We start from the raw sequence: 20546 nt of genomic DNA, 5'->3' as shown, positions 1-20546 counted from the left end.
GCGTCAGCTCCGGTTTCATCCCTTCCAGGTCGGCTCAATACGCATCGCGGGTAGGGAAATCGCCTGTCCACAGGTGCGAAAAAGGCACAACAGAACTGTCACATACTTTCTCTAAGAGACGGTCAGGGACCTGCGCAACGATCCTGCACCAAGCCACTCAACAGGGCCAAGCCACTCAACAGGGAATGAGTTCATGTCGATGATCAAACACGGCCTGGCGGCTCTTGCCGCCGGCACAATCAGCGTTTCATTGGCGCTGCCCGCGATCGCCGCGCCGGCCAAGTTCGATTTCTGGTTCGGTCTTTCGGGCGACCTCGAGCGCGTCGTCCAGACCTTGTGCAAGAACTTCAACGAATCGCAGAAGGACTATGAAGTCGTCTGCACCAGCCAGGGCAATTACGACGCCACGCTGCAGAACACGATCGCGGCATTCCGTGCCGGCAAGCAGCCTACCGTCGTCCAGGTCTATGATGTCGGCACCGCCACCATGATGCTTTCGGGCGCGTACAAGCCTGCCGACAGACTGATGGAGGAGAACGGCTACAAGATCGACTACAGCGATTATTTCCCCGGCATCGCACGCTATTACGCGACCTCGAAGGGCGAGATGCTGTCGTTCCCGTTCAACTCGTCGACCGCGCTGATGTACTGGAACAAGGATGCCTTCGCCAAGATCGGCAAGACCGAGGCGCCGAAGACCTGGGAAGATGTCGGTGCCGATCTCAAGGCGCTGAAGGATGCCGGCTATGAATGCCCGATGGCGATCAACATCTCGGCCAATGAAAGCTGGCAGTTGATGGAGCAGTTCTCTGCCATCCATAACCAGCCTATCGCGACTGAGAATAACGGTTATGACGGCCTCGACGCCCGCCTTGAAGTCAACAAGACCAAGTTCGTGCAGTATGTCGGCGACCTCAAGAAGTGGTACGACGAAGGTCTCATCAAGATCAAATCCAAGGATCTCGGCCAAGACATGGTCCAGGCCTTCGCCTCCGGCACCTGTGAGGTCATTTTGTCGTCGGTCGGCGACCATGGTACGGTTACCAAGACCAAGAAGGAAGGCTTGAACTGGGACGTCGCCGAGCTGCCGACCTATGCCGGCACCGAGCGCAAGAATTCGCTCGTCGGCGGCGCCTCGCTCTGGGTTCTCTCCGGTAAGTCGGATGCGGAATACAAGGGCGCGGCTGCGTTCCTCAACTTCATCCACGATCCCAAGACCGCTTTGTTCTGGTCGACCAACACCGGCTACATCCCGGTGACGAAGTCGGGCTTCGACTACATGAAGGCCAACGGTTTCTACGACAAGGCGCCCTACAAGGGCCGCGAAACCGCGATCGCCAGCCTGACGGCTTCCGAACCGACCGAGATCACCCGCGGCATCCGCCTCGGCAATTTCACCCAGATCCGCGCCGAGTTCGGCACGCAGATGCAGGCGATCTTTGCCAACAAGGTCAGCGTCCAGGATGGCATCGACACGCTGGTCAAGAATGGCGACGCCATCCTCGACCGCTTCCAGCAGACCTATCCGAACAAGACGCTGCCCTGATCGGCAGGGTTTGCACAGGCCGTCCGCCGGTTCTTGTCTGAGCATGATCTCTTCCGAAAACCGGTACCCACTTTTCGGGATCATGCTTGGATCGGCGGGCGGCCATTTCATATCTGGAAAACAGCCGGTTCAACGGCGTCGGCGGATCGATGGAAAAACGCGTTACCTTCAGCAGATGGACGGTCGGCATCCTGTTCGCGGTGCCGCAACTTCTACTCATCTTCACGTTCTTCTATTGGCCGGCCGGCCAGGCTGTCTACTGGTCGCTGACGCTGCAGCAGCCCTGGGGCGGCGGCAACATCTGGGTTGGGCTCGACAATTTCCGGTCGATCCTGTCCAGTGCCGACTACTGGAATTCGATCACCGCCAGCCTTGTCTTTGCCGCCATCAGCACCGGGCTGGCGATGTTCATTGCGCTGGTGCTCGCCGCGCTCACCGACCGGCAGCTTGCCGGCTCGCGCTTCTACCGGGTCGTGCTGATCTGGCCCTATGGCATTGCAGCACCTGCGCTGGCGCTCGCCTTCCGCTTCATCCTGGCGCCCGAGGCCGGCTTCATGGCCGTGGTCAACCGGATGTGGCCTGGGTTCTGGGATCCCGGCCTTGATGGCGCTGACGCCATGGCTTCCATCATCGCGGCCTTTTCCTGGAAATATGTCGGCTATAACTTCATCTTCTTCCTTGCCGCGTTCCAGGCCATCCCGCGCTCGCTGATCGAGGCGGCGGCGATGGACGGGTCCGGCGTCATCAGGCGTTTCTGGGACATCCAGTTCCCGCTGATCACGCCGACCATCTTCTTCCTGCTGGTCATCAACATCACCGAGAGCTTCCAGGATTCCTTCGGCATCGTCGACATCATGACATCAGGGGGGCCGGCGAACGCCACCAATCTGATGGTCTACAAGATCTATTCGGACGGTTTCAAAGGCCTGGATTATTCGGGCGCCGCCGCGCAGAGCATCATTTTGATGCTGCTCATCGTCGTGCTGACCATCTTCCAGTTCCGCTTCATCGAGCGGCGCGTGCATTACCGGTGAGGCGGTCATGGTAGAGCGCACGCCGATCCTCAATTTCATCACGCATCTCGTCCTGTTTCTCGGCTTCGTGCTGGCCGTGGCGCCGTTCGTGATCGTGGCCATCGCCGCCTCGCACAATCTAAAGGACGTCAACGACGTGCCAATGTCGTTGCTGCCGGGCGGCGACTTCTGGGTGAACATCAAGACGGCCTGGACGACGGCCAATCTCGGTCCCAAGCTGCTCAACAGTTTCATCATGGCTGCGGGCGTGGCGGCGGGCAAGGTGGTCATCTCGGCGCTGACCGCCTTCTCGATCGTCTATTTTCGCTATCCCGGGCGCACCTTTATCTTCTGGCTGATCTTTGTCACGCTGATGCTGCCGCTGGAGGTGCGCATCGTGCCGACCTATGCGGTGGTCGCCAACGTGCTGTCGCCCTATCAGACGATCCTCGACGTGACCGGCCTGACCTGGCTTATCGAAAAGGTCTCGGGCGTCCAGGTCTCGATGAGCTTCGGGCTGCTCAACTCTTATTCCGGGCTTATCCTGCCGCTGATCGCCACCGCCACGGGCACCTTCCTCTACCGCCAGTTCTTCCTGACGGTTCCGGACGAACTGACCGAGGCGGCGCGCATGGACGGCGCCGGCGCGTTGCGCTTCTTCATCGACATCCTGCTGCCGCTGTCGCGCACCAACATGGCTGCACTTGGAACCATCATGTTCCTGTGGGCGTGGAACCAGTATCTGTGGCCGCTGCTCATCACCACCGACCAGTCGCATGCCACCGCGGTGACCGAGCTCAAACAGCTTATCCCCAATGTCGGCGGCGCTCCCGAATGGCACATCGCCATGGCCGGCACGCTGATCGTCATGTTGCCGCCGCTCATCGTCGTGGTGGCGATGCAGCGCTGGTTCGTGCGCGGCCTGATCGCCACCGAGAAATGACCTCACAAGGAGACGGCTGATGGCCTCCATCACCATTCGCGATGTCACGAAAAGCTATGCCAAGTCGCAGGTCGTGCATGGCGTCGATCTCGATATCGCGTCGGGCGACTTCGTCGTCATTCTCGGACCTTCCGGATGCGGCAAGTCCACGCTGCTCAGGATGATCGCCGGGCTGGAAGAGATTTCCGGCGGCGAGATCGCCATCGACGGCACCGTGGTCAACCGGCTGGAACCGCGCGAGCGCGGCTGTGCCATGGTGTTCCAGAACTACGCGCTCTACCCGCATATGAGCGTCGCCCAGAACATCGGCTATTCGCTGAAAGTGGCGGGCGTGCCCGCCGCCGAGCGCACGCAGCGCATCCAGGCCGTGGCCCGCATCCTCGAGCTGGAGCCGATGCTCGATCGCAAGCCCGCGGCGCTGTCGGGCGGCCAGCGCCAGCGCGTTGCCATGGGGCGCGCCATGATCCGGGAACCGAAGGTATTTCTGTTCGACGAGCCGCTCTCCAACCTCGACGCCAAGCTGCGCGTGCAGATGCGCTCGGAAATCCGCAAGCTGCACCGCCGGCTGAACGCGACATCGGTGTTCGTCACGCATGACCAGGTCGAGGCGATGACGCTCGCCGACCGGCTGGTGGTGATGAATGGCGGCCGCGTCGAACAGGTTGGCACGCCGGGCGAAATCTACAAGCGCCCGGCCAGCCGGTTCGTGGCGACCTTCGTCGGTGCGCCAGCGATGAACATCCTGGAGGGCGTCGTCGAGCTCGATGGCCTCTCGCTGCTTGGCGGCAGCCGGCGTCTGCCCGTTCCGCGGGTCGGCCTGCCGGTCGGCGCCAAGGTCGCTATGGGCATCCGGCCGGAAGCCGTCCGCCTGGTGGCGCCCGGCTCGCAGGGCGCGCTCAATGCCACCGTCGATCTCGTCGAGGAACTGGGCGCGGGCAGGGTCATCTATGTCGATCTCGACGGCGCGGCGTTTTCCGTGGTGACGTCCGAGACCGTCCATCCGGCAGCCGGCGCGACAGTCGGTTTGAAGATCTCGCCCGATGACATGCATTTCTTCTCGTCGGAGACGGGCGCCCGCCTCGATGTATTCAAGGCGTCCATGCCGGTTCCGGCACATTGATGGCGTCCGTTTCCGGCGACCGGTAAAGCAAATTCTTGTCGGGTCGAACAAAAGGTCGTGCAATGAAAATCATCCAGGTCACGGACGTCCATCTCGGGCGGCGCGGCGAGATCCGCTACGGCGCCGACCTGCATGAGCGGCTCGACCGCTGCATCGACCACATCAATGAACGTCACGCCGACGCCGCGCTTTGCGTCGTTACCGGCGATTTGACCGAGGCTGGCGAGGCCGCGAGCTATGCCGATCTCAAATCGGCCTTAGGCAGGCTTTTGGTGCCTTACCGGCTGTTGCCAGGAAATCACGACAGGCGCGCCAACCTCGTCGCCGCATTTCCCGAGAACCCTGTCGACCACGATGGCTTCGTGCAGTCGGCCTTCGAGACGCCCGAGGCGTCACTGCTGTTCCTCGACAGCCTGGCTGAAGGCCGTGTCACCGGCGAGCTCTGCGACAAGCGGCTTGCCTGGCTCGACGCACGGCTCGCCGAAGCCGCTGGCCGGCAGGCCTACATCTTCCTGCATCATCCGCCGGTCGAGCTCGGCCTGCCCATCCTCGACCCGCTCGGGCTCGAACAGCCGCGGCGATTGGTCGACCTGCTCGAGCGCCATGGCAATGTCGGCCACATCTTCTTCGGCCATGTCCATCGCGATATCGCCGGTACGGTCGCCGGCATCCCGTTCACCGCGCAACGCGGCTTGCATGCCCGCTTCACGCTTGATCTGGTCGGGGAAGAAGTGGTCGAGCAGGCGCCGCCGACATACGCGATCGTCCTCATCGACGCTGCCGCGCGCCGGGTCGTCGCGCACAATTGCGACTTCCTCGAGCGCTGGCCGCTTTATTCGCCGGCGACAGGCGAGAGGGTGCGGTAAGGCCGCGTTCAGGCAAACACATGCGCCTTGCCGGAAACGGTGAGCCGCACGATCTCGCCGACGACAGGCGCGTCCATGCCTGGCTTGCGCAGGATCAATGGCGTGTTGCCGATCGCGGCGGCGTCCGGCGGGTCGGGGCTGTTCAGGAGCCGCACCGCGATGGTGCACATGGAGCCGGCGAATTCGGATTCCGTCACCTCGCCGAACAGCATCTCAGGCGTCCCCGACATGCCTTCGCGTGACGTGCGTTTCAGCAGCACCTGTTCCGGCCGCAGCATGATGCGGGCGACGTCGCGCCGTTCCTTTGTATCGACGGCGATGCGGCCGAGCGGCGAGCTGGCGAAGCCATCGGCGATCTTCGCCGGCAGGATGATGGCGTCGCCGAGGAATTCGGCAATCATGCGGTCTTTCGGCTGGAGATAGAGTTCGCGCGGCGTGCCGACCTGCGAGAACAGGCCGTCGCGCATCACGGCGACCTGGCTGGCGAAAGACAGTGCTTCGGCCTGGTCGTGGGTGACCAGGATGGTGGTGATCCCTGCGGTCTCCAGAAGCTCGGCGACCGCCTTGCGCATCGAGGCACGCAGGCCGGTGTCAAGCGCCGAGAATGGCTCGTCGAGCAGCATCAGCCGCGGTTTCATCGCCATGGCGCGGGCCAGCGCCACCCGCTGCTGCTGACCGCCGGAGAGCTCGTGCGGCCGACGCCTCAGGATCGCCTTGTCCAGCCCGACGATATAGGCGAGTTCAACGATGCGCTCAGTGCGCTTGTCTTCGCCGCGAGCCATGCCGAAGCCGATATTGTCGGCGATGCTCAGATGCGGAAACAGGGCGCCGTCCTGCGCCACCACGCCGATGCCGCGGCGATGCGCCGGCACGGCCGCGCCGCCATTGGCCAGCACCTCGCCGTCGAGCACGATGCGGCCCCGGTCGGGCGCCTCGAAGCCGGCGATCAGCCTGAGCAGCGTCGTCTTGCCACAGCCGGACGGTCCGACGATCGCCGTGCGGCTGCCGCTGGTCACGCTAAGGTCGACGCCGGCCAGTGCCGCCACCGGGCCGTAGTGCTTGTGCACATCCGTGATTTCGAGAAAACTCATCGTCCGGCCATCCGCTTCGACTGGACATAGAGCAGCCAGGTGAGCGGCAGCGACATCGCCACCATGATGAAGGCGTAGGGTGCGGCCGACGCATAGTCGATCTCGCCGCTGTAGGACCAGAACGCCATCGCCAGCGTGCGGGTGCCGTTCGGTGCCAGCATCTGCGTGGCGGTCAGTTCGTTCATGATGCCAAGCGCCACCAGCGCCATGCCCGCCGCCGCACCTGGCGCCGACAGGCGGATCGTCGTCGACCACAACGCCTTGAGCGGCGGCCGGCCGAGGCTGGCGGCAGCACGTTCAAGCTCGACCGGCGCCTGCGCGATCGAGGCCCTGAGGCTAATCAGGGCACGCGGCAGGAACATCAGCGCATAGGCGACAAGGATGGTGAACAGGGTCTGGTAGAGCGGCAGGGCGATGCGCACGGTGATGGTCACCAGCGCCAGCGCCACGACGACGCCGGGCAGCGAACCGACGATGTAGTTGCAGCCCTCCAGAATCCGCTGCAGCGGCCCCGGCGCGCGGATCGAGATCCAGGCCATCGGCATGGCGGCGACGGTGGCGAGCAAGGCGCCCGCGAGCGCCAGGAACAGGGTCTGGCCGAGCGCCAGGCCGATCTCGTCGAGGCGCCAGACATCGGCGCCGCCGGCGATCAGCCAGCGGCCTATGGTGATAAACGGCACGCCAAGCGCCAGTAGCGTGGTGATCACCGGCAGAGCCAAGCAAGGGAGCGTGGCGCGGCCGAGCCGTGTGCGCTGCTGCTGGCGCGCTGCGCCCGAGCCGACGCGGGCATAGCGCTCCTCGCCGCGCACCAGCACTTCCAGCCCAAGCAGGACGAAGCAGCAGGTCACCAGCACGGCGGCCAGCATGTTGGCGGCGGGACCATTGAAGGTCGACTGGAACTGGTCGACGATCGCCGTGGTGAAGGTATCGAAGCGGATGAACACGTAGAGGCCGTATTCGGCAAGCAGGTGCAGGCCGACCAGCAGCGAACCGCCACAGATGGCGAGCCTGAGCTGCGGCAGCACAACGCGGGTGAACACGCGCCACGGGCCGAGGCCGAGGGCTGCTGCGGTGTCTTCGAGAGCGGGGTCGAGCCGGCGCAGTGCCGCCGCCACCGGCAGATAGAGGAACGGGAAATAGGCGATGACCGAAACCAGAACGCCGGCCCACAGGCCGTGCAATCCCGGCACCAGGGTGATCCAGGCATAGGAATGGACGAAGGCTGGAATGGCGAGCGGCGCCACCGAGAGCCAGGCCCATAAACGGGCGCCGGGCAGGTCCGAGCGTTCGGTCAGCCAGGCCAGCGCGACCGACAGCACGATCGAGATCGGAACGGCCAGCACCACCAAAAGGAGGGTGTTGACCAGAAGCTCGCCGACACGCGGCCGGAAGACCAGCGTCGCTACGGTTTCCCAGCCGGTCTGCACCGCGACCCAGACGATGAAGGCAAGCGGCAGCAGCGCAAACAGCGAGACGAGGACGGCGGCCAGCAGGATCCAGGATGAGGACCGAAGTCGGGCCGACCGGGCGGCCGGCAAGCCTGGGCGGGCAAGATCGGCCGCAGGCAGCATCAGGCCGGACGCCGTGTCGTTGCCTGCCGGCGGCAGCGGTCGAAGGAACCGCAAACGCGGCCGGAAATGCAGTCTGTCGTCATCGACGAATGCCATCTCGAAAAATAGAGCGCCCCTGCGGAAAGCGAATTCCCGCAGGAGCGCCAGTCGGTTGCCCTTTTAGGACGAATGCCGGCTAAAGCAAGCCGGCTGCCGTCATCAGATCGGTCACCTTCTTGGAATTCAGCTTCGCCGGATCGACCTTTGGCGCCTGCAGATCGGCCAGCGGCACCAGCTTGGGATTGGACTCCGCGCCCTTGCCGACGGCGTACTCATAGGATGTGCCGGTCTTCAGCACGTTCTGGCCGCCCTTGCCGGTCACCCACTTCAGGAACGCCTGGGCTTCCTTCGGATGCTTGCTGGAGGCCAGTACGCCACCACCGGAAATCGAGACGAAAGCGCCCGGATCCTGGTTCTTGAAATAGTGCATCTCAACGTTCTTGCTGTTCTCGCCGGTCTTGGCCTGATCACCGAAATAGTAATAGTGGTAGATCACGCCGCCTTCGATCTCGCCGGCATTGACCGCCTTCATCACCGTGCCATTGCCCTTGTAAGCGGTGAAATTCTCTTTCATCACCTTCAGCCAGTCAGCCGTGGCGGCTTCGCCCTTGAGCTCCAAGAGGGCGCTGACGATCGCCTGAAAATCGGCACCGGAGGGGGAGGCGGCCCAGCGGCCCTTCCAGCTCGGATCGGCAAGATCGAGCAGCGATTTGGGCAACTGGTCGGCGTTAAGCTTGGTCTTGTTGTAGGCAAAGACGGTGCTGCGGGCGGCAACGCCGACCCATTTGCCGGTGGTCGGCTGATATTCCTGCGGGACCTGCGCCAGCGTGTCGGCATCGACAGGCGCGAACAGGCCTGATGCTTCGACCAGGGCCATGGCTGGCGAATTTTCGGTCAGGAACACATCGGCCGGCGAGGCAGCGCCTTCGGCGACGATCTGGTTGGAGAAGTCGCTGTCGCCGCCATTGCGCAGCGTGACCTTGATGCCGGTTTCCTTGGTGAAGCCCTCGGCCCATTCCTTGGCCAGGCTCTCATGCTGGGCGTTGTAGACGACGATGCCGTCATCCGCGGCTAAGGTCGGGCCGACGATCAGGCCGATCGCCAGCGCGGCGCCGGCAAGGGTGGAAAGGGCAGATTTCATGGGCGTCGTCCTCGCTCTTGGTGGTTTCTGAATTGGTACGGCCGCACCTAGCAATACCTGAATATCATAGTCAACATTGAGAGGCTGCTTCAATCGGTCGCCGGGCCGCAAACTTTCGTGACGCTCCCTACTTTGGCTTGGACATTATTTCGCTGGCCACGTAACAAATCAGCGCCGAGGCGCGAACATCGGGGAGTGAACTCTTGTGACCGGCAAGGACGAGGCCGAACTCTCCCGGCTGCTGCGGGCTGCGATCGGAGGAGATGAAAGGGCCTATGCCGATTTTCTGCACCGGACGGCGGCTCTCGTTCGCGGTTTTGTCAGGCGCAAGATCGTACAGGGCGGGGTCGACCCCGAGGATGTCGTGCAGGAAACCTTGCTGGCCATTCATGTGAAACGGCATACCTGGCGCCAGGATGCACCGGTCTTGCCCTGGGTCTATGCGATAGCGCGTTTCAAGCTGATCGACGCCTTCCGGCGGCGTGGGCGGCGCATCGAGATCGAAATCGACGAGATTGCCGAGACATTCGCCGAACCGGAGACCGAGACGGTCAGCGAGCGCGACATCAACCGGGCGCTGGACGGCCTGCCGCCGGCGCAGCGTTCAGTGGTTTCGGCCGTGTCGGTCGAAGGCCGTTCCATCGGCGAGACGGCAGCGAAGTTCGGCATCAGCGAGACGGCCGTGCGCGTGTCGCTGCATCGCGGGCTTGCCGCAATCGCCAAGCGATTCGGGCGGGAATGACATGAGGACCGAGGATCTCATCAAGGCATTGGACGCTGACGCAAGCAGCAAGGCGATGCCGCTGCGCTCGGCCTGGTGGCTGGCCGCGGCTGCCGCGGCGGTGATCGCTGCGGTGGTTTTCTGGCTCACCATCGGTCCGCGTCCCGACATCATGATAGCCATGCACACGATGCGCTTCCTGTCGAAATTCGTCTTCACCATCGTGCTTGCCGCCACCGCCTTTGCCCTGATCCGAGCGCTGTCGACGCCCGGGGCGTCGACAGGCAAGGCGGCGGCCTGGATGATCGCGGCGCCGCTGCTTGTGCTGGTCGCGGTGGTTCTGGAGCTCTTCGCCGTGCCCGAGGCCGATTGGGGCACGCGCCTTGTCGGCAGCAACATGATGATTTGCATGGGCTTCATCCCGCTGATCGGCATCGGCCCGCTGGCTATCTTCCTCTGGATGCTACGTTACGGCGCACCGACGCGGCCGGTGCTTGCCGGGACGGTGGCGGGCCTGCTCGCCGGCGGGCTGGCGGCGACTTTCTATGCGGCGCATTGTTTCGACGATTCGCCGCTTTTCGTCGCCACCTGGTACTCGATCGCGATTGCCGTCCTTGCCGGGCTCGGTGCGCTCGGCGGGCGGCTTTTCGTGCGCTGGTAGGCGCACGGCAAACGCATCACTCCGAAAATCGAAATCGATTTCTGGAAAGCACGACGCTTGGATACTCGTATGGCGCGTGCGTAGCTTTGCGCGTTCGAGTGGCCGCGCGTCGCTCTAACGCGTCGGAACGGGATGCTCGCCGCGATAATCGTAGAAGCCGCGCCCGGTCTTGCGGCCGAGCCAGCCGGCCTCGACATATTTCACCAGCAGCGGGCAGGGGCGGTATTTCGAATCCGACAGGCCGTCATGCAGCACCTGCATGATCGACAGGCAGGTGTCCAGCCCGATGAAATCGGCAAGCTGCAGCGGCCCCATCGGATGGTTGGCGCCGAGTTTCATGGCGGTGTCGATGGCGTCGACCGAGCCGACACCTTCATAGAGCGTGTAGATCGCCTCGTTGATCATCGGCAGCAGGATGCGGTTGACGATGAAGGCCGGAAAATCCTCGGAGACGGTGATCGTCTTGTCGAGTTGCTTCACATAGGCCTTGGCCGCCTCGAAGGTCTGGTCCTCGGTGGCGATGCCGCGCACCAGCTCGACCAGCTTCATCACCGGAACCGGATTCATGAAATGGATGCCGATGAAACGCTCAGGCCTGTCGGTCTGCGCGGCCAGACGCGTGATGGAGATCGACGAGGTGTTGGTCGCCAGGATGGCTTCCGGGTTGAGTAGGGGGCAGAGCTGGGCATAGATCTTGCGCTTGACCGTCTCGTCCTCGGTCGCCGCTTCGATCACCAGGTCAGCACCCGCAAGGTCAGCCATGGCAGGCGCTGACGAAATGCGCGCCATGGCGGCGTTGCGCAGCTTCTCTTCCAATTTGCCGGAGCCGACCTGGCGGGCCATGTTGCCGCTGACGGTGGCGATGCCCTTTTCAATGCGGTCGGGAGAGATGTCGTAGATCAGCACCTTGTAGCCCGAAAGCGCGGACACATGGGCTATGCCGCCGCCCATCTGGCCCGCGCCGATGATGCCGATCGTCTCGATCTTGCTCATTACACCGATCCCGTCGAAAAGGCCTTTGCGGCCTGCTTTTTGTGCGGTGCAAACTAAAAGGGCGGGGCAGCTTCGTCTACCCCACCCTTCACAATTTAATACGCTTTGGCAGAAAGCGTCAAAGCGCCTTTTGCAGTTCCGGCAGAATGACGAAGAGATCGCCGACAAGGCCGTAGTCCGCAACCTGGAAGATCGGGGCTTCCTCGTCCTTGTTGATGGCGACGATGACCTTGGAATCCTTCATGCCGGCAAGGTGCTGGATGGCGCCGGAGATGCCGACGGCGATGTAGAGATCGGGGGCCACGACCTTGCCAGTCTGGCCGACCTGCCAGTCGTTCGGCGCATAGCCGGCGTCGACGGCGGCGCGGCTGGCGCCGACGGCGGCACCGAGCTTGTCGGCGACCGGCAGGATGACCTCCTGGAATTTTTCCGCCGAGCCCAGCGCACGACCACCCGAGATGATGATCTTGGCCGAAGTCAGCTCCGGACGGTCGGTCTCCGACAGCTTGTTCTCGACGAAGGAGGACAGGTCCGGATTGGCCGCTGCCTTGATGGTCTCGACCGCGGCGGAACCGCCTTCGGGCGCTGCCTGGAAGGAAGCAGTACGCACGGTGATCACCTTCTTGGCGTCGCTCGACTGCACCGTCTGGATGGCGTTGCCGGCATAGATCGGTCGCTTGAACGTGTCTGGCGAGACCACTTCGATGATTTCGGACACCTGCGCGATATCGAGGAGTGCCGCCACGCGCGGCGCGACATTCTTGCCCGACGACGTCGCCGGCGCGATGATGGTGTCGTAGGAGCCGGCCAGGGAAACAACCAGCGCCGCCAGCGGTTCTGCGAGGCGCTCGGTGAGTTCGTCAGCGTCGGCCAACAGCACCTTGCTGACGCCCTTGAGCTTGGCGGCGGCGTCCGCTGCTGGCTTGGCGCCCTTGCCGGCCACCAGCACATGCACGTCCGAGCCGATCTGAAGCGCTGCCGACAGCGCCTTGGCGGTCTGATCGGAAAGCGTTGAATTGTCGTGTTCTGCGATGAGGAGAATTGTCATTTTTCTTGTTCCTTTCCCGATCGCTTACAGCACGCCGGCTTCGTTCTTCAGCTTGTCGACCAGTTCGGCGACGCTCTTGACCTTGACGCCCGCCTTGCGGCCACCAGGCTCCTCGGTCTTGATCACCTTAAGCCGCGGCTTGACGTCGGCGCCGTAGTCGGCGGGCGATTTTTCGTCGAGCTGCTTCTTCTTGGCTTTCATGATGTTGGGCAGCGAGGCATAGCGCGGCTGGTTGAGACGCAGATCGGCGGTGACGATCGCCGGCATCTTCAGCTCCACAGTCTGCAGGCCGCCATCGACTTCGCGCGTCACCTTGGCCTTGTCGCCGTCGAGCACGACCTTGGAGGCGAAGGTGCCCTGCGCCCAGCCGAGAAGTGCGGCCAGCATCTGGCCGGTCTGGTTCGAGTCATCGTCGATCGCCTGCTTGCCGAGGATGACGAGGCCGGGCTGCTCCGCCTCAACGACGCCCTTCAGCACCTTGGCGACGCCGAGCGGCTCGGTCTGCTCGTCGGTCTTGACCAGGATGGCGCGGTCGGCGCCCATGGCGAGCGCGGTGCGCAGGGTCTCTTGCGCCTGCTGCGGTCCGATCGAAACGACGATGATCTCTTCGGCCTTGCCGGCTTCCTTCAGCCGGATCGCCTCTTCGACCGCGATCTCGTCGAACGGGTTCATCGCCATCTTGACGTTGGCCAGTTCCACCGCCGAGCCGTCAGCCTTCACGCGAACCTTCACATTCGCATCCACAACCCGCTTCACGGGCACAAGGATCTTCATTTGCCTGTCACCTCTCTTGAGATAGTTGGGCGCGCTATATCAGCCTGCGCCTCTGCAGAATTGTCGAAAGCCGACATTTGGGACGGAATTCTGCTCTCCAAACGCCTAACAATGGCGCTTCCGTAGTTGCGACAAACCTGCACGTCAATATCCGCCAGCCACTCAAATCGGTTCAGTCCGGAGCCGACGCGCGGCCCCAGCGCGGTGCTGGCTGCGCTGCCGGCGGCTCGCTGGCGACTGGCTCAGCGGAAACCGGCGTCTGGCCAGGGACCAGCGCGGGGCCTTCGTCCGCCGCCGCAAGCAGCGGCACGCCGCGTCTGCGCAGAATCAGCACCAGCACGGCCCCGGCGATGATACCGCCGACATGGCAGGCCCAGGAAACCTGGTCCTCGCCGCCGGCGGCGAACATCACGATCTGGAAGATGATCCACAGGATGAGCGGGATGAAGGCCGGGATGCGCAACGGAATGCGGGCAAAGGCCAGCACCCATACCTTTACCCTGGGGTAGAGGATCAGATAGGCGGCGACGACGCCGGCGATGGCGCCCGAGGCGCCGATCAACGGCACCTGCGAATCCCAGGCAACCAAGCCCTGGAAGAAGGCGCCGCCGATGGCGCAAAGCAGATAAAAGATCAGATAGCGGATGTGGCCGAGCGCATCTTCGACATTGTCGCCGAACACCCACAAAAACAGCATGTTGCCGCCGAGGTGGAAAATATCCGCATGCAGGAAGGAATAGGTGACGTAGCTCAGGCTCTCGGGGATCACGACAAACTGCGGCGCCAGTTCCACCTTGTCGTGAACGACGGACGGAATGAAGCCGAGGCCCAGCACCGCGGCATTCGCGAAATTCTCGCCGGCAAGCACGGTGGCAAGATAGATGAGCGTGTTGAGCGCGATCAGCCCGATCGTGACATATTGCAGCCTGATGTGCCGCAGCTTGTTGGTGTCGTAGAGCGGGATAAACATCGGGCCCTCCCGCTTTCTGCCGGATTCAGCGGTTCTTGCCGGGAACCCATAGCACGTCGGCGTTTCCATTGTCATTGACCGCACGGGCGGCGACGAACAGAAAGTCCGATACGCGGTTGATGTATTTTATCCCCTCGCGGTTGACGTGTTCGTGCGGATCCTGGGCCAAAGCCACCATGATGCGCTCGGCGCGCCGCGCCACGGTGCGGGCGAGGTGAAGGCTGGCCGCGGCCGGCGTGCCGCCATTGAGCACGAAGGATTTGAGCGGCTGCAGTTCCTTGTTGAGAAGGTCAATGTCCTTTTCGATACGGTCGGTCTGCACAGCTGTGATGCGCAGCGGCTCATAGCCGAGCGGCTTGCCGTCGTCGGGTACAGCCAGATCGGCGCCGAGGTCGAAAAGGTCGTTCTGGATGCGGGAAAGCATCGCGTCGATCGATGGATGCGTCGTCGCGGTGTGGAGGCGGGCCATGCCAATACAGGCATTGGCCTCGTCGACCGTACCATAGGCATCGACACGCAGATCGGATTTCAGCCGCCGTTCGCCGGTGCCGAGGCCGGTGGTGCCGTCGTCGCCGGTACGCGTATAGATCTTGTTGAGCTTGACCACGCCCTGCCTCCCGAACTCGCTGGTCGCCTTATTTGCGGGTAAACCAAACGGCCAGCATGATCAGCACCAATGCCACGAACTGCAACAGCACGCGCGCCTGCATCAGCTTGTTGGAGGTCATGCCGTCGCCGCCGCGCATCATGTTGATGAGGCCACGGATGAGCACGATCACCACGGCGACCATGACGAGAATGGCGAGGACATTGAAGACGGTTGCCATAGTGTGTTTCCAGTTTCGATTGCGTTCAAGCGCGTTTGGCAAGCAGGCGGTAGAGCATCGATGCCGGCAGGATACGTTTGAGGACGACGCCAATCCTGGCCGGCACCGTTACCACATAGTGCGGGCGCGGGCGCCGCGACAGAAGTGCATGGCGCAGGGCCGCATAAACCACTTCCGGACCGGGTTTCAGGCGTGACGTGCTGCCGCCGGCCCGCAGCCTCTCCAGTTGCGCCGCGTAGGCGAGGCGGTGGACGGAGTTCTCGTGGTCGATGTTCTTCAGGAACCAAACAAGGCCATTGCTGGCGATCTTCGATTTCACCGGCCCAGGCTCGATCAGCGAGACATGAATGCCGCTGCCCTGCAGCTCCTGGTGCATGCACAGCATCAGCCCTTCGATCGCATGCTTGGATGCCGCATAGGCGCCGCGAAAGCGCAGCGGTGTCAGGCCGAGGATCGAGGAGCAATGAACGAGACGGCCATGGCCCTGGCGACGCATCACCGGGATGACACGGCGGGTGAGGTCATGCCAGCCGAACACATTGGCCTCGAATTGCTCTCTGAGCGCCGCAACCGGCAGATCCTCGACGGCGCCGGGCTGTCCATAGGCGCCGTTGTTGAACAGGGCATCGAGCCTCCCGCCCGCACGCTCCAGCACCGACGCCACCAGGGCCTCGATCGATTCGGCTTCGCGGTAGTCCAGATAGAAGGCCTCGATGCCGTCGGCCTCGAGGGCAGCGATGTCATCAGGCTTGCGCGCCGTAGCGAACACCCGCCAGCCGTCCGCCTTCAGCGCCCGGGCGCAATAAGCGCCTATCCCGGAAGAGGCGCCGGTGACAATGATGGTGCGCAACTCTTCTCCAGCAGAATTCATGGTTTGACGCAGGGTTGCCATTTGCCGCAATCCCTTCCCATATTCGCAACGTCGAGACAATCGAAGGGAATGCGGCTCTTGTTGCGGAAGATTGTCGCCCTGCGCCGCGTGCTCTATGACGCGCTCGGCCATTTCAACACCGATGACGGCTGGGCGATGGCCAGCCATCTGGCGATCACGGCGCTGATGGCGCTGTTTCCATTTCTGATTTTCGCCACGACGCTGGCCAGTTTTTTCGGTGCGCAGGCTTTCGCCGACACGGCCGTGCATATCGTCTTCGACACCTGGCCGGAGCAGATCGCCAAGCCGATCGCGCGCGAAGTGCTCAACGTGCTTACCGTCCGGCGCACCGATCTGTTGACCTATGGCGTGGTGCTCGCTGCTTTCTTCGCCTCCAACGGTATCGAGGCGCTGCGCACCTCGCTTAACCGCGCCTATCGCGTCTCCGAAACGCGGGGCATCATCTACCGCCGGGTGCAGAGCATCGCCTTCGTGCTGATCGCCACGGCAGGGTTCCTGGCGATCAGCGTACTCCTGGTCTTCGCGCCCTTGCTGGCGCGGCTGGCCGAGGCCAATTTCGAGTGGATAAAGCCCTATATGGGCACGATCACGCTGTGGCGTTACGTCATCGCTTCCGCCGTCATCGTCGGCGGGCTGTTCGCGGTGCATTTCTGGCTGCCGGCGGGCAAGCGCCGCTTCGTCTCGATCGTACCGGGCATCATCTTCACGCTGGCCGCATGGCTCATCGGCTCAACCATTTTCGCCACCTATCTCGACCATTTCTCGTCCTATGTGACGACCTATGCCGGCCTTGCCTCGATCATGATCGCCGTCGTCTTCCTCTATATCGTCTCGGCGATCTTCATCCTTGGCGGTGAGCTCAACGCCGCGATCAGCCGCTATCTCGAGGCGCGCGCCCGGGTTGGCTGAGTGGCTGGCCGAGCAGTGGCCAGGCCGACGCCGAACGTGGTGATCGCCATGCCGACGATCTGGACAAGGTTCAGATGCTCGCCGAACAGCGCCCAGGCCATGAGCGCGGTGACGGCCGGTACCAGGTAGAACAGCGAGGCGACTTTCGACATCTCGCCATCGCGGATCATCACCATCAGAAGGAAGATGGCGCCGATCGAGAGCACCAGCACCAGCCATGCCATGGCGAAGACCAGTTCGCCGTTGAGGGTGACCGTGTGCGTCTCGAAGGCGAGCGAGGCCAGGACCATCAGCGAGGCGCCGCCGACATATTGCCACATGGTGGCCGCGACGAGGTCACCATCGGAGGCAAAGCGCTTCTGCCAGATCGTGCCGGCGCTCATGCCAAGCACCGAGACCAGCGAGGCGGCCAGCGTCTCGGCGGTCACGCCGCCGCCGATCGCGCCAAGCTTAGGCCACAGCACAATGATCACCCCGACCAGGCCGATGCCGAGGCCTGTCCAATGGCGTGGCAAGATGGTCTCGCCGAGGAACTTGCCGGCGAGCACCGCGGTGATCAGCGGCTGCAGGCCGACGATTAAGGCCGAAATCCCGGCGGGCATGCCCCTATGGATCGCCCAGAACACGCCGCCGAGATAGACGCCATGCATCAGGATACCGGCGCCGGTGGCGTGCAGCGCCTCCGTGGGAGTGGCACGCTTCGAACCAAAAGCCGCCATCAAGGCAACCAACAGGACGGCGGCCAGGACGAAGCGTGCGGCGAGGAAGGTGAAGGGCTCAGCCCACGGCATGGCGTAGCGCGCACCGATGAAGCCGGTCGCCCAAAGAACGACGAAGGTGGCGGGGATGAACCGCTTGACGCTGTGCATTGTTCGGAGGCTGCCGCGTGGTGAGATTGACCGTGGCGATGCTCTAGTGCGGTTCGACTCAACACGCAAAACGAAACGATTGATCCATACGTCATTCGAATTGAACGCATGGCGAACCCACATGCTCTCTTCGAGGATCAGAGCCCGATCAGTTTTCTGACATCGTCCGGCGACGCGGCGGCTTCGCGCAAGGCGGCAAGGCCGGTATCGCCAAGGCTCTTCGACAGCTTTCGTCCATCCGGGCCGAGGACGAGACGATGGTGGAAATAGGCCGGCTGCGGCAGGCCAAGCACCTCCTGGAGCAGGCGCTGCACGCTGGTTGCGGAATAAAGATCCTTGCCCCGCACGACATGGCTGACGTCTTGCAGTGCGTCGTCGACAACGACAGCGAGATGATAGCTGGTCGGGATGTCGCGGCGCGCCACGATCACGTCGCCCCAGTCCTGCGGCCTGGCCTCGATTTGTCGCGCCGCGGAAAGCGTCTCGTCTGCAAATTCGGTCCATGACAGATCCTTGCCGACATGCGCCATTGCGGCATCGACATCCAGCCGCCAGGCGAAAGGTGCATTCTCGGCAATCCGCCGCTGGCGTTCCTTCATCGGCAGTACCTTGTCGGCGGCGGGATAGAATGGCACGCCGTCAGGGTCGCGCGGCCAGTCACGGCCGCGCTTTTCACTGTCGGCGATGAAGGCCCTGATCTCGCTTCTGCTCATGAAGGCCGGGTAGACGAGCTCTTGGCCGATCAGCCGGTCGAGCACGGCCTGATAGTCCGCGAAATGCCGGGACTGGCGGCGCACCGGTTCCTCCCAGCCAAGCCCCAGCCATTTCAGGTCGCGATAGATGCCGGCCTCGAATTGCGGGGTGCAGCGTGTCGTGTCGATGTCCTCGATGCGCAGCAACAGGCGCCCACCGGCCGCTTTTGCCATTTGCTGGTTGAGCAGCGCCGAATAGGCGTGGCCGAGATGCAGTTCGCCATTCGGGCTCGGCGCGAAGCGGAATGTCAGGAGTGTCATCTCTGAGGGCGGCTTGTCGGTTGTCAGGCGCTTTCGCCGGTTGCTAGCGTGTGCTGGTTACGTCAGCCACTTTGCGCCGGGAACAAGCATTCATGCAACGCATCGCCAATCTTGACGACATTGCGCAAGGCCTCGATGCGCTTTGCCTGATCGATCCGCGCCTGGAAAGGGTGCGCGGCATGGCCGGCGAGGTGCCGCTCCGGCTGTCCGAGCCGGGGTTCCGCAGCCTTGCATCGATTATCGTTTCACAGCAAGTGTCGCGCGCCAGCGCCGACGCCATTTTCGGGCGGCTGACAAAGCTCGTCGATCCGCTGACGCCGCAAGCCATTCTCGCCGCCGGCGAGGACACCTTTCGCGAAGCCGGCCTGTCGCGGCCGAAGCAGCGTGGCCTGATCGCGGTTGCCCAGGCGGTGGTTGATGGGCTTGACCTCTACCATCTCTGTTCGCTCGACGCCCCCCAAGCGATTGCGGCGATGATCTCCGTGCCGGGCATCGGGCCGTGGACGGCGGAAGTCTATTTGCTGTTCGCCGCCGGCCATCCCGATGTTTTCCCGGCCCGCGACGTTGCCCTGCAAAGCGCGGTCGGTCATGCGCTGGGCATCGAGCCGCGTCCGCCGGAGAAAACACTGATCCAGCTCGCCGAATCATGGAGCCCGTGGCGAGGTGTCGCATCGCGGCTTTTCTGGGCCTATTATCGCGAATTGAAGGGCAGGGACGCGGCGCCTCCCGCCTAAAGTCGCAAAAAAGCTTTGAAATCATGCGTTTTTGACGCTTCGGGCGAGCGACAATCCGCTTCACATCCCTGTCATGTCGGGCTTACAGTATCCGCGCCGATCGCTTCGAATAGCAAGGAGGTCAATGACGTGACGGTTGCCGTATCTCCGGATGGGCTTCCAGCACTGGTGCTGAATGCGGACTACCGTCCGCTCAGCTATTACCCCCTGTCGCTCTGGTCGTGGCAGGACGCCATCAAGGCAGTGTTCCTCGACCGGGTGAACATCGTCGCCGAATATGAGCACGCGGTGTCGTCGCCGACCTTCTCGATGAAGCTGCCGAGCGTGGTCAGCCTCAAGGCCTATGTGAAGCCGTCGAGGCATCCCGCTTTCACGCGCTTCAATGTCTTCCTGCGCGACCGTTTCCAGTGCCAGTATTGCGGTACGCCGGAGGATCTGACCTTCGACCACGTCATCCCCCGCCATCGCGGCGGCGCGACGACGTGGGAGAATGTCGTCGCCGCCTGCTCGCCCTGCAACCTCAGGAAGGGCGGCATGATGCCGGCGCATGCCAAGATGTGGCCGCTGCAGAAGCCCTACCAGCCAACGGTACACGATTTGCACAATAATGGCCGCCTGTTCCCGCCCAACCATCTGCATGAAAGCTGGATGGACTATCTCTACTGGGATGTCGAACTGGAGCCTTGAGATTACCCGACAATTCGGGAGGCTGGCCGCCTGAAGCGATTTCTGCGCTTCCGGCCTTCGCCGGCCGAAGCACTCATGAGCGTCATGGTGTGGTGGTTAAGGCTACGGCCGGCGTAGG

The 20546-nt window shown here is 63.2% G+C and carries 22 protein-coding genes; 10 read left to right on the top strand and 12 right to left on the bottom strand.

The genetic code is table 11. The features are described from left to right. Window positions 1-193: 193 nt before the first annotated feature. From OHD62_RS13365 to OHD62_RS13345, 5 genes are all read left to right on the top strand, one after another. The gene (locus tag OHD62_RS13365; RefSeq protein WP_263783234.1) at window positions 194-1546 is read left to right on the top strand and encodes an extracellular solute-binding protein; all 1353 of its coding nucleotides are present in this window, start codon (window positions 194-196) and stop codon (window positions 1544-1546) included. 149 nt (window positions 1547-1695) lie between these two features. After that, window positions 1696-2580, top strand: coding sequence for a carbohydrate ABC transporter permease (locus OHD62_RS13360; RefSeq protein WP_263783232.1), 885 nt, complete (start codon window positions 1696-1698; stop codon window positions 2578-2580). A 7-nt stretch (window positions 2581-2587) separates the two neighbouring features. Continuing rightward, window positions 2588-3502 carry an ABC transporter permease subunit gene (locus tag OHD62_RS13355; protein WP_263783231.1) on the top strand — a complete coding sequence of 305 codons (915 nt, stop codon included), beginning with the start codon at window positions 2588-2590 and terminating at the stop codon, window positions 3500-3502. Window positions 3503-3521: 19 nt separating this feature from the next. After that, window positions 3522-4622: a sn-glycerol-3-phosphate import ATP-binding protein UgpC gene (locus tag OHD62_RS13350; protein ID WP_263783230.1), complete on the top strand. Its 1101-nt coding sequence runs from the start codon at window positions 3522-3524 to the stop codon at window positions 4620-4622. Between the two features lie 62 nt (window positions 4623-4684). Then, on the top strand, window positions 4685-5488 hold the full coding sequence (locus tag OHD62_RS13345; RefSeq protein WP_263783228.1) for a phosphodiesterase: 804 nt from the start codon (window positions 4685-4687) through the stop codon (window positions 5486-5488). Between the two features lie 8 nt (window positions 5489-5496). On the opposite strand, the gene OHD62_RS13340 is transcribed toward OHD62_RS13345, so the two are convergent. The 3 genes from OHD62_RS13340 to OHD62_RS13330 form a co-directional block, all read right to left on the bottom strand. Continuing rightward, on the bottom strand, window positions 5497-6579 hold the full coding sequence (locus OHD62_RS13340) for an ABC transporter ATP-binding protein (protein ID WP_263783227.1): 1083 nt from the start codon (window positions 6577-6579) through the stop codon (window positions 5497-5499). Further along, entirely contained in the window at window positions 6576-8150 is a 1575-nt protein-coding gene (locus OHD62_RS13335; RefSeq protein WP_263783875.1) for an ABC transporter permease, read from the bottom strand. Before OHD62_RS13335 ends, OHD62_RS13340 begins: the two co-directional genes overlap by 4 nt. Before the next feature lie 175 nt (window positions 8151-8325). Further along, complete coding sequence (locus tag OHD62_RS13330; RefSeq protein ID WP_263783226.1) at window positions 8326-9330, bottom strand: iron ABC transporter substrate-binding protein; 1005 nt, start codon at window positions 9328-9330, stop codon at window positions 8326-8328. Window positions 9331-9535: 205 nt separating this feature from the next. On the opposite strand from OHD62_RS13330, the gene OHD62_RS13325 reads away from it, so the two are divergent. Together OHD62_RS13325 and OHD62_RS13320 are read left to right on the top strand one after the other, a co-directional pair. After that, window positions 9536-10072 carry a sigma-70 family RNA polymerase sigma factor gene (locus OHD62_RS13325; protein WP_263783225.1) on the top strand — a complete coding sequence of 179 codons (537 nt, stop codon included), beginning with the start codon at window positions 9536-9538 and terminating at the stop codon, window positions 10070-10072. Between the two features lies 1 nt (window position 10073). Beyond that, the gene (locus OHD62_RS13320; RefSeq protein ID WP_263783224.1) at window positions 10074-10712 is read left to right on the top strand and encodes an NrsF family protein; all 639 of its coding nucleotides are present in this window, start codon (window positions 10074-10076) and stop codon (window positions 10710-10712) included. 114 nt (window positions 10713-10826) lie between these two features. Here the strand turns inward: OHD62_RS13320 and OHD62_RS13315 are convergent, their stop codons facing one another. From OHD62_RS13315 to OHD62_RS13285, 7 genes are all read right to left on the bottom strand, one after another. Further along, window positions 10827-11705, bottom strand: a complete 879-nt coding sequence (locus OHD62_RS13315) for a 3-hydroxybutyryl-CoA dehydrogenase (RefSeq protein ID WP_263783223.1) — start codon at window positions 11703-11705, stop codon at window positions 10827-10829. A gap of 118 nt (window positions 11706-11823) precedes the next feature. Next, window positions 11824-12753: an electron transfer flavoprotein subunit alpha/FixB family protein gene (locus OHD62_RS13310; protein WP_263783222.1), complete on the bottom strand. Its 930-nt coding sequence runs from the start codon at window positions 12751-12753 to the stop codon at window positions 11824-11826. A 24-nt stretch (window positions 12754-12777) separates the two neighbouring features. Further along, the gene (locus OHD62_RS13305; protein WP_023757211.1) at window positions 12778-13527 is read right to left on the bottom strand and encodes an electron transfer flavoprotein subunit beta/FixA family protein; all 750 of its coding nucleotides are present in this window, start codon (window positions 13525-13527) and stop codon (window positions 12778-12780) included. A 172-nt stretch (window positions 13528-13699) separates the two neighbouring features. After that, window positions 13700-14497 carry a rhomboid family intramembrane serine protease gene (locus OHD62_RS13300; RefSeq protein ID WP_263783221.1) on the bottom strand — a complete coding sequence of 266 codons (798 nt, stop codon included), beginning with the start codon at window positions 14495-14497 and terminating at the stop codon, window positions 13700-13702. A 25-nt stretch (window positions 14498-14522) separates the two neighbouring features. Beyond that, the gene (locus OHD62_RS13295; RefSeq protein WP_263783220.1) at window positions 14523-15104 is read right to left on the bottom strand and encodes a cob(I)yrinic acid a,c-diamide adenosyltransferase; all 582 of its coding nucleotides are present in this window, start codon (window positions 15102-15104) and stop codon (window positions 14523-14525) included. Window positions 15105-15132: 28 nt separating this feature from the next. Then, on the bottom strand, window positions 15133-15324 hold the full coding sequence (locus OHD62_RS13290; RefSeq protein WP_263783219.1) for a twin transmembrane helix small protein: 192 nt from the start codon (window positions 15322-15324) through the stop codon (window positions 15133-15135). A gap of 25 nt (window positions 15325-15349) precedes the next feature. Further along, window positions 15350-16216 carry an SDR family oxidoreductase gene (locus OHD62_RS13285; RefSeq protein ID WP_263783218.1) on the bottom strand — a complete coding sequence of 289 codons (867 nt, stop codon included), beginning with the start codon at window positions 16214-16216 and terminating at the stop codon, window positions 15350-15352. Window positions 16217-16264: 48 nt separating this feature from the next. On the opposite strand from OHD62_RS13285, the gene OHD62_RS13280 reads away from it, so the two are divergent. Next, window positions 16265-17125 carry a YihY/virulence factor BrkB family protein gene (locus OHD62_RS13280; protein WP_263783217.1) on the top strand — a complete coding sequence of 287 codons (861 nt, stop codon included), beginning with the start codon at window positions 16265-16267 and terminating at the stop codon, window positions 17123-17125. Here OHD62_RS13280 and OHD62_RS13275 read toward each other — a convergent pair. After that, window positions 17095-17994, bottom strand: a complete 900-nt coding sequence (locus OHD62_RS13275) for a DMT family transporter (RefSeq protein ID WP_263783216.1) — start codon at window positions 17992-17994, stop codon at window positions 17095-17097. The genes OHD62_RS13280 and OHD62_RS13275 overlap by 31 nt on opposite strands. 137 nt (window positions 17995-18131) lie before the next feature. After that, window positions 18132-19007, bottom strand: coding sequence for a tRNA glutamyl-Q(34) synthetase GluQRS (gluQRS, locus tag OHD62_RS13270; protein ID WP_263783215.1), 876 nt, complete (start codon window positions 19005-19007; stop codon window positions 18132-18134). A gap of 92 nt (window positions 19008-19099) precedes the next feature. Between gluQRS and OHD62_RS13265 the strand changes: the two genes are divergently transcribed. Continuing rightward, window positions 19100-19741, top strand: a complete 642-nt coding sequence (locus OHD62_RS13265) for a DNA-3-methyladenine glycosylase family protein (protein ID WP_263783214.1) — start codon at window positions 19100-19102, stop codon at window positions 19739-19741. A gap of 129 nt (window positions 19742-19870) precedes the next feature. Then, the gene (locus tag OHD62_RS13260; protein ID WP_008874122.1) at window positions 19871-20428 is read left to right on the top strand and encodes an HNH endonuclease; all 558 of its coding nucleotides are present in this window, start codon (window positions 19871-19873) and stop codon (window positions 20426-20428) included. The last annotated feature ends 118 nt before the right edge of the window (window positions 20429-20546 follow it).

It is taken from the genome of Mesorhizobium sp. YC-39 (assembly GCF_025753795.1).
Lineage (GTDB): Bacteria > Pseudomonadota > Alphaproteobacteria > Rhizobiales > Rhizobiaceae > Mesorhizobium.
The sequence above is the reverse complement of the archived record's forward strand: the minus strand, read 5'-3'. Positions and strand labels throughout refer to the sequence as shown.